This window comes from Embleya sp. NPDC025285 (genome assembly GCF_055558835.1).
Map to the genome: position 1 here is coordinate 22,078 of NZ_JBVHLU010000118.1, position 6,855 is coordinate 28,932.

General features: G+C 71.5%; 8 protein-coding genes. 5 read left to right on the forward strand and 3 right to left on the reverse strand.

Annotation, left to right across the window (positions count from 1 at the left end; genetic code table 11):
- Window positions 1-228: 228 nt before the first annotated feature.
- The 3 genes from ACZ4FV_RS44490 to ACZ4FV_RS44500 all read left to right on the forward strand — a co-directional run bounded on the left by ACZ4FV_RS44490 (window position 229) and on the right by ACZ4FV_RS44500 (window position 2,783).
- Window positions 229-1,314 (forward strand): hypothetical protein, encoded by a 1,086-nt coding sequence (locus ACZ4FV_RS44490; RefSeq protein WP_402237209.1) that lies wholly within the window; start codon window positions 229-231, stop codon window positions 1,312-1,314.
- A 31-nt stretch (window positions 1,315-1,345) separates the two neighbouring features.
- Window positions 1,346-1,885, forward strand: coding sequence for a UGSC family (seleno)protein (locus ACZ4FV_RS44495; RefSeq protein WP_395865002.1), 540 nt, complete (start codon window positions 1,346-1,348; stop codon window positions 1,883-1,885).
- Window positions 1,886-1,994: 109 nt separating this feature from the next.
- Window positions 1,995-2,783, forward strand: coding sequence for an SDR family NAD(P)-dependent oxidoreductase (locus ACZ4FV_RS44500; protein WP_395865000.1), 789 nt, complete (start codon window positions 1,995-1,997; stop codon window positions 2,781-2,783).
- A 62-nt stretch (window positions 2,784-2,845) separates the two neighbouring features.
- Here ACZ4FV_RS44500 and ACZ4FV_RS44505 read toward each other — a convergent pair whose 3' ends face one another.
- Both ACZ4FV_RS44505 and ACZ4FV_RS44510 read right to left on the reverse strand, forming a co-directional pair.
- Window positions 2,846-3,814: a helix-turn-helix domain-containing protein gene (locus tag ACZ4FV_RS44505; RefSeq protein ID WP_402237212.1), complete on the reverse strand. Its 969-nt coding sequence runs from the start codon at window positions 3,812-3,814 to the stop codon at window positions 2,846-2,848.
- Window positions 3,814-4,647, reverse strand: a complete 834-nt coding sequence (locus ACZ4FV_RS44510) for an amidohydrolase family protein (RefSeq protein WP_465326576.1) — start codon at window positions 4,645-4,647, stop codon at window positions 3,814-3,816. Before ACZ4FV_RS44510 ends, ACZ4FV_RS44505 begins: the two co-directional genes overlap by 1 nt.
- A gap of 190 nt (window positions 4,648-4,837) precedes the next feature.
- Here ACZ4FV_RS44510 and ACZ4FV_RS44515 point away from each other — a divergent pair, with 190 nt between their 5' ends.
- Both ACZ4FV_RS44515 and ACZ4FV_RS44520 read left to right on the forward strand, forming a co-directional pair.
- The gene (locus ACZ4FV_RS44515; RefSeq protein ID WP_395864994.1) at window positions 4,838-5,104 is read left to right on the forward strand and encodes a hypothetical protein; all 267 of its coding nucleotides are present in this window, start codon (window positions 4,838-4,840) and stop codon (window positions 5,102-5,104) included.
- A gap of 310 nt (window positions 5,105-5,414) precedes the next feature.
- The gene (locus ACZ4FV_RS44520; RefSeq protein WP_395865286.1) at window positions 5,415-5,795 is read left to right on the forward strand and encodes a winged helix-turn-helix transcriptional regulator; all 381 of its coding nucleotides are present in this window, start codon (window positions 5,415-5,417) and stop codon (window positions 5,793-5,795) included.
- Between the two features lie 22 nt (window positions 5,796-5,817).
- Here the strand turns inward: ACZ4FV_RS44520 and ACZ4FV_RS44525 are convergent, their stop codons facing one another.
- On the reverse strand, window positions 5,818-6,567 hold the full coding sequence (locus ACZ4FV_RS44525) for a hypothetical protein (protein ID WP_331771841.1): 750 nt from the start codon (window positions 6,565-6,567) through the stop codon (window positions 5,818-5,820).
- Between the last annotated feature and the right edge of the window lie 288 nt (window positions 6,568-6,855).

Below are 6,855 nucleotides of genomic sequence, written 5' to 3' on the forward strand. Positions count from 1 at the left end.
TAGTCGGACGCCGTGCGTCGCCGTCGACGCCCGCCGTTCGAGAGTTGGGACGATCACATCGGATTTTCGAACGATTCTCTTGTGTGTGACGGGTCGTCCGCCTACCTTCGGCGGTGGTCGGCCGGTGGCCACCCGGGGTGCGCGTCGCCTGTGCGGGAGTGTCGCCCCGAGCCACTGCGACCGGGCCCGGGTCGAGCCCGCGACCTCGCCACACGACGAAGGAATCCGATGGCAGCAGACGCCGAAACGTCCGACCGCGACACGGCTCCCGCGGTGATCCCACTGGCCGACGAGAGCCCCGAGTCCCTGTACGCGCTGCTCGCCGAACGCGGATGGGGCGACGGACTTCCGATCGTCGCGCCGACCCCGGGACGCGTCGACGCGATGCTGGCCGGCTACGACGGCGACCCCGACGAGGTGATCGGCGTCCTGCCGCCGCGCCTGGGCGAGGCGACCGCGCGGGTGCTGGCCGCGAACGCGGTGATGGCCGGATGCCCGCCACGGTCGCTGCCGCTGCTCGTCGCCGCGGTGCGGGGAATGTGCGCGCCCGAGTTCAACCTGCGTGGCGTCAACTCGACCACACACCCGGTGTCGGTGATGGTCGTCGTGCACGGGGAAGCGGTGCGCCGCTGCGGCTTCAACGCCGGCACCGGCACCCTCGGCCCGGGCAACCGCGCCAACGCCACCCTCGGCCGTGCGGTGCGCCTGGCGCTCATGCACATCGGCGGCGGCACCGCCAAGGGCGTCGGCGACGAGGGTCTGGGCGACGCGGCGACCCAGGGCCAGCCGTCCAAGTACACCTTCTGCCTCGCGGAGAACGCCGAGGCCAGTCCGTGGCCGACCTACCCGCGCTCGCTCGGCCTGGACGTGCCGAGCGCGGTGACCGTCGCGGGCATGGAGAACCCGCACAACGTGCACGACATGGAGACCCGGAACAACCCCGCGCCGATTCTGGACAAGGCCGCCAGTGTCATGGCGACGTTCGGCACGAACAACGCGGTCGTCTCCAGTGCCGAGTACTTCGTCGTGGTCGGCCCCGAACACGCCGCGACGCTCGCGGCGGCGGGCTGGGCCCGCCAGGACGTGCAGGCCTACCTGTTCGAGAAGGCCCGCCGCCCCGCGGGCGACTTCCGCGCACACTTCACCGCCGCGCTGTGGCGTCCGTGGATGCGCGCGCTCGGCGACGACGACCTCCAGCCGATGACCGAGAGCCCGGACAACATCCGCGTCCTGGTGGCCGGCGGCCCGGGCAAACACTCGCTGGTCGTGCCCAGTTGGGGTCTGACCCGCAGCGTCACCGTCCCGCTGGCCTGATCATCCGAGCCTTTCCCACGGAGCCGCATCCATGAGCGTCACGATCATCGACCCCACCGGCCACGTCGGCGAACCCGCCAAGCGGCTCGCACCCGGCCTGGACGTCCTCACCGGCAAGCGCATCGCGGTCCTGGACAACCTCAAACCGCACGCCGGCCACATCCAAGGCGGCATCGCCCGCCTGCTGGCCGAACGCACCGGCGCCACCGTCACGTTGGAGATTGCCAAGGTCAGTGCCGCGCTGCCCGCCGAACCGGAGGTGATGCAACGCATCCTCGAGTGCGCCGACGTGGTGATCACCGGTTCCGCGGACTGCGGCTCGTGCACGTCCTGGAGCAGCCACGACACCGTCGAACTGGAGCAACTGGGCGTCCCCACCCTGCTCCTGGCCACGGCGGGCTTCACCGAGATCGCCCGCCAGGTGTGCTCGCTGTACGGACTGCCACAGGCGCGGGTGCTCACCGTGCGTGGCCCGCTGGGCGGTTCGACCGACGCCGAACTCGACGCGATGGCCGCCGAAGCCGTCGACGACGCGCTGTTCCTGGCCACGACCACGCCCACCGCTTCGTGAACGGCCCCGCATACGCCGGGTCTCCCGCACAGCCGTGCGCGCGGCTTCGCGCGCAGCCCTGTGCTCGGCTCCGCACGGTGCACGGGACGGCACGCAGGAGGGGGAACCGATGGCTGTAGAGATCGACCTGACAGGCCGTGCGGCCCTGATCACCGGTGCCGGGGCCGGGATCGGGCGGGCCGTCGCGGTCATGCTGGCGAGTGCCGGCGCGGACGTCGCGGTCGTGGACATCGACGCCGACGGCGCGGCGGAGACCGCGGCGCTGGTGCGCGCGACCGGGCGCCGGGCGATCGCGCCGGTCGGCGACATGACGATCCCGGACGACGTCGAGCGCACCGTACGGGCCGCCGCGGACGAACTCGGCGGCCTGCACATCGCGGTCAACAACGTGGGCATGATGGCGGGTCATCCGGCGGTGCCCTTCCTGGACTGGACCCCGCAGGCGATGCGCGACGTGGTCGCCGGGAACCTGCTCGCCACCGCGTACTCCTGCCAGGCCCAGGCCCGCGTGCTCGGCCGCGGCGGTGTGATCGTCAACGTCAGCTCGGGCGAGACCACCCGCCCGGCGCCGCTCACCGCGCTGTACGCGGCGGCGAAGGCCGCGGTCAACCACCTGACCGGGACCCTGGCGATCGAGCTGGCGCCGCTCGGCATCCGGGTCAACGCCGTCGCGCCCGGCACCACGTTGACCCGCGACGTCGAAGCGGCGCTGAGCCCGGAGTACCGCCGCGCGCTGGAGACCTCGATCCCGCTCGGCGGCCTGTCCGATCCGCAGGACATGGCCCGGCTCGTACTGCTGCTGGTCTCCGACTTCGCAGCCCACACCACCGGCCAGTTCGTGCTCTCCGACAAGGGCGCGTTCCTCTCCCGCAACCGCCCCGAACTCACCGTGGACTGACCCGCCGCTTGCGCGTCGACGATCGCTGGGGGGTGGGCCCACCCGAGCAGCCGCCGGCGCCGCTACTTCGATCCGCGGGCGCGCCGGTGATCGTCGCCGCTCTCGGGCGCGCGGCCGCCGGTGGACTCGGTGACCTCCGCGGCGGCGGCCAGCAGGCGCTTGCCGGCGCGGGTGATCTCCGTGCCTCGCAGTGGTTTGGCCATCAGCAGGGACAGCACCACCGAGGTGCGTCCGTGGGCGTCGAACGCCGGGGCGGAGATGCTGTTCACGTCGTAGCGGACGCGGTCGTCCAGGCGCTCCGGCAACGAATCGATGTGGCTGAGCTCGGTGTACAGCAGGGCGACGGCATCCTGCTGGGCCGCGGAGAGGTCCTCGCGCATCAGCCCGTACAGCGCATCGCGCAGGCGCATCGACGCCTGGCTCTCGCGGTGCACGTCGTAGCCGCGACGGCGGATGGTCTCCAGTACGCCGATCAACCGGCCCCGGAACTCGTCGTCGGCGCGCGGTGCCCGGTCGAGCCACGCGCGGATCGCCTCCTCGCCCGACCAGGCGATCTGGACCGCGCCGTACGGCGGCACCAACGGAATGCGCAGGCCGATCCCGGAGGCGTCACCCGCAGACCCGGGCCCCGCCGCGTCCACCACCGTGATCGTCTCGGCGTCGTGCACCGCGGCGGTACAGGGCACGCCGAACTCCTCGGCCAACGACACCAGATGGTGCTGCGCGGCGCGGGCGGCCGGGAAGGAGCGCTCGGCCGCGTGGCCGACCGCGATCAGCGCCGGACCCAGGCTGTACCCGGTCGGCGTGTGCAGCAGGTAGTGCGCGTCGGCCAGGCGGCGTACCACCGCGTGGCAGGTCGCCTTGCTGATCCCGCTGTGCCGGATGATCTCGGTGAGGGTGAACTCGCGGCCCGGGTGGGCCGAGAGCAGATCGAGTACGGCGATCACCCGGTCGGTGGGCGGGGAGGCGGACCGGTCGCCGGGTTCGGCGGCGGGATGCGCGAGCGAGGGGGAGGGCCGAACAGGGGTCATCAGGCTTTCCACCAGAGGTCGAGTGCGGTGTGGCCGAGAAAGCCGGCTCGATCCGCGGGGGAGAGGCGGCGTGCGGCGTGCCGGCCCAGCGCGGCCATCTCCGGGTAGGTCGAGCCGACGGTCTGCGGGTGGTCCGACCCCCACATGACCCGGTCCGCGCCGAAGGTGGCCGCGAGCTTGTCCACCACATCGGCCGGATCACCCTCGGCCGCCGCGTGTCTCAGCACGTGCGTGGACACCTTGACCCGCACCGCCGGGAGAACGGCGAGTTCGAACAGCGGGGCGGCGGAGGCGAACGGCGCACCGCCCGACAGGTCGGCGAACCCGCAGTGGTCCAGCGCGACCGGGACGTCGGGGTGCGCGGCGACCACCGCGCCCAGCCGGGGAAGGGCCTCGGGGAACAGCACCGGGACCATCGTCAGTCCCGTCTCGTCCGCCAGTGCCCACACCTCGTCCGCGCGCCCGTCCTCCAGCCAGCGCGGCCGGTGCCCGTGCACGCCGAAGGCCCGCACGCCGCGCAGGAGTTCACCGGCGTCGCGGGCGAGGGCCGCGAGCGCGTCGACGGGGTGGGCGCAGTCCATGTCCACCGCGCCGACCAGGGCGAAGCGATCCGGGTCGGCGCGCACCGCGTCGATCGCGTACGAGCAGTCGTACCCGTACGCGCCCACCGCCTGCACGATCACCGCGCGGTCGACCCCGCCCGCGCGCATCCCGGTCGACAGGTCCCGCGTACCGACGTCGTCCGCGTGGAACCAGGTGCTGCCGACGCCGGAGGGCGCGAGGGGGTAGCGATCGCGGTCCGCCGACGCCGCGTGCACGTGGGCGTCGACCACGACGGGTTTCCGAATAGTCGGATCGGCGGGTCGCATAGTCGAATGCTAGGAGCCGGGTGGGCCGCGGGCAACGTGGCACTGCTTACAGGCATGATGGGGTCGAATATTCGAACGACATTGATAGCTTTTTCGAACGAGGTTAGGGTGGGCCGGCTTCCACGACAGTGAAATGCCCGAGAAGGAGAGCACGATGTCGCCATCCGCCGAGGAGATCACCCGTGCGCTCGCGCCGTTGTCGGTGGTGCTCGCCGCCGACGACTTCCGCCTCGAGGTGAGCCGCCGCGGCGCCGACAACGTCACGCTGACGATCACGGCCGGGCCCACGGCGTGCCCCACCTGCCTGGTGCCCGAGCACATCACCCGCCGAATGGCCGAACAGCACCTGAACAAGCTCTCCCGCGAGGACTGGCTCATCGAGATCGCCTACCCGGCGTTCGCGGCCGACGCGGCCGAGTGACGCGAGGGCGAATGCTCTTTCGGCGCCCGGAGTTGTGGTCGGCGCGGGTCGGCGGACCGGCGTGGGCAGGGCCATGCGGGGGAGTTCGACGCCTCCCGGGAGTCGGTGCCCGCCGGCGGCGGCTCACGTTCGGTCGAGGACGGCGACGGCCTCGACCCGGTTGCGATCGACACCCGACGGTACGCGTCCATCCTCGGCAGACCGTCCGGGCTCGGCAGGACGCCCACGTGCTCTCTTGTGGTTACTCGAGAACTGTAGGAAAGTGAGTGCCGACCTGGGAGAACGCGATTTTCGGCGACTGGGGACCCTGATGGTGACCAAGCAGTTCAAGGGCTCGACCGAGGACGCGGACCTGAGGCGCGCGGACTCCCTGGCGCGGGAGATCTTCTCGGACATCGCCAACAAGTGGGCGCTCCTGATCACCGGCGCACTCGACGACCGAACGCTGCGCTTCAGCGAGCTGCGCAACGAGGTCGAGGGCATCAGCCACAAGATGCTCACCCAGAACCTGCGCATGCTGGAGCGCAACGGCCTGGTCGAGCGGTGCGTGTATGCGACCGTGCCGCCGCGCGTGGAGTACACCCTCACCGGGCCGGGCCGGGACCTGCGGAAGACGGTCGACGGCATGTGTGACTGGACCCAGCGACACCTCGGTCACATCGAGGCGTCCCGGGACCGCTTCGAGGCCTGAGGGGTGAGGCACCCGTCGAGGCTCAGCTTCCTCCGTTGGGATTGCTGCCGCCGGTCCAGGTGACGGGCCCGTGCACCTGGCGCAGGTGGTTCGTCAGGATGTCCGAGATCAGGTTCAGCCACGCGGTCCAGGACTCGTGCGATCCCGAACCCAGACCGCGTTCGATCCGGAAGAAGCGGTACAGCGCGCCGTCGTCCGGGAACAGCGCCAGTGCCTCCGCGCATTCGGCGACGACCATCGGCAAGTACCAATGGCACAGCCCTTGTTGGTGGGTGTGCTCGACATACAGGGCGATGCCTTCGGCATCGGACAGGGTCTCCTCCTCCAGGGCGATCCCATCCTGGCCGAAGTACAGTTCGAGCATGTCCGCCAGGCGCCCGAACCGCTGCCGCAGTTCCCACGCGGTGGGTATCTGTCCGGCCAGTCGGGCGCTGAGACCGACCGTCCAACTGTCGACGTATTCGGCGACGTCCAGGAACACCTCGGGTCGGCCGCCCGCGCCGGAGCGCCGGGCGAGTTCCTGGAGATCGTCGGGCACCTGGTCCTCGGCCGTGCCGCCGGTCGCCAGTGCCTTCCCGACGGCCCGGATCTGCGCGGCGGCCTCGAACACGGTCAGGCCACCGCGTTCGGACCGGTCCCACAACACGCGTAGCGGCGGTTGCAGGGCCTCGGCCCGCTTCTCGGGGTCGACCGGGATGCCCTCGGACACCGGGTGAAGGAAGGGCGTGAGCAGCAGGCGGGCGCCGGAGTAGCGAAAGTGGTTCTGGTACACGCGCTGGGTCCCTCCAAGTACACGGACCGATCCGTGCGACCGGGCCCAGGCTCATGATCTCGGCCACCCGGCGACTGAGCGAACGATCCGCGCCAATCGGCAGTTGGTGTGCGGAATTCGGACACCCGGATCGGGGCAGGCCGGGGGGGGGGGGGGGGGGGGGGGGGGGGGGGGGGGGGGGGGGGGGGGGAGAAAGAGGGGGGGGGGGGGGGGGGGGGGGGGGGAAAAAAAAAGAGCCGAAAACCCCCACAAAATATGTGAGCCAAGCCCCCCGGTGCGAGAAAAATC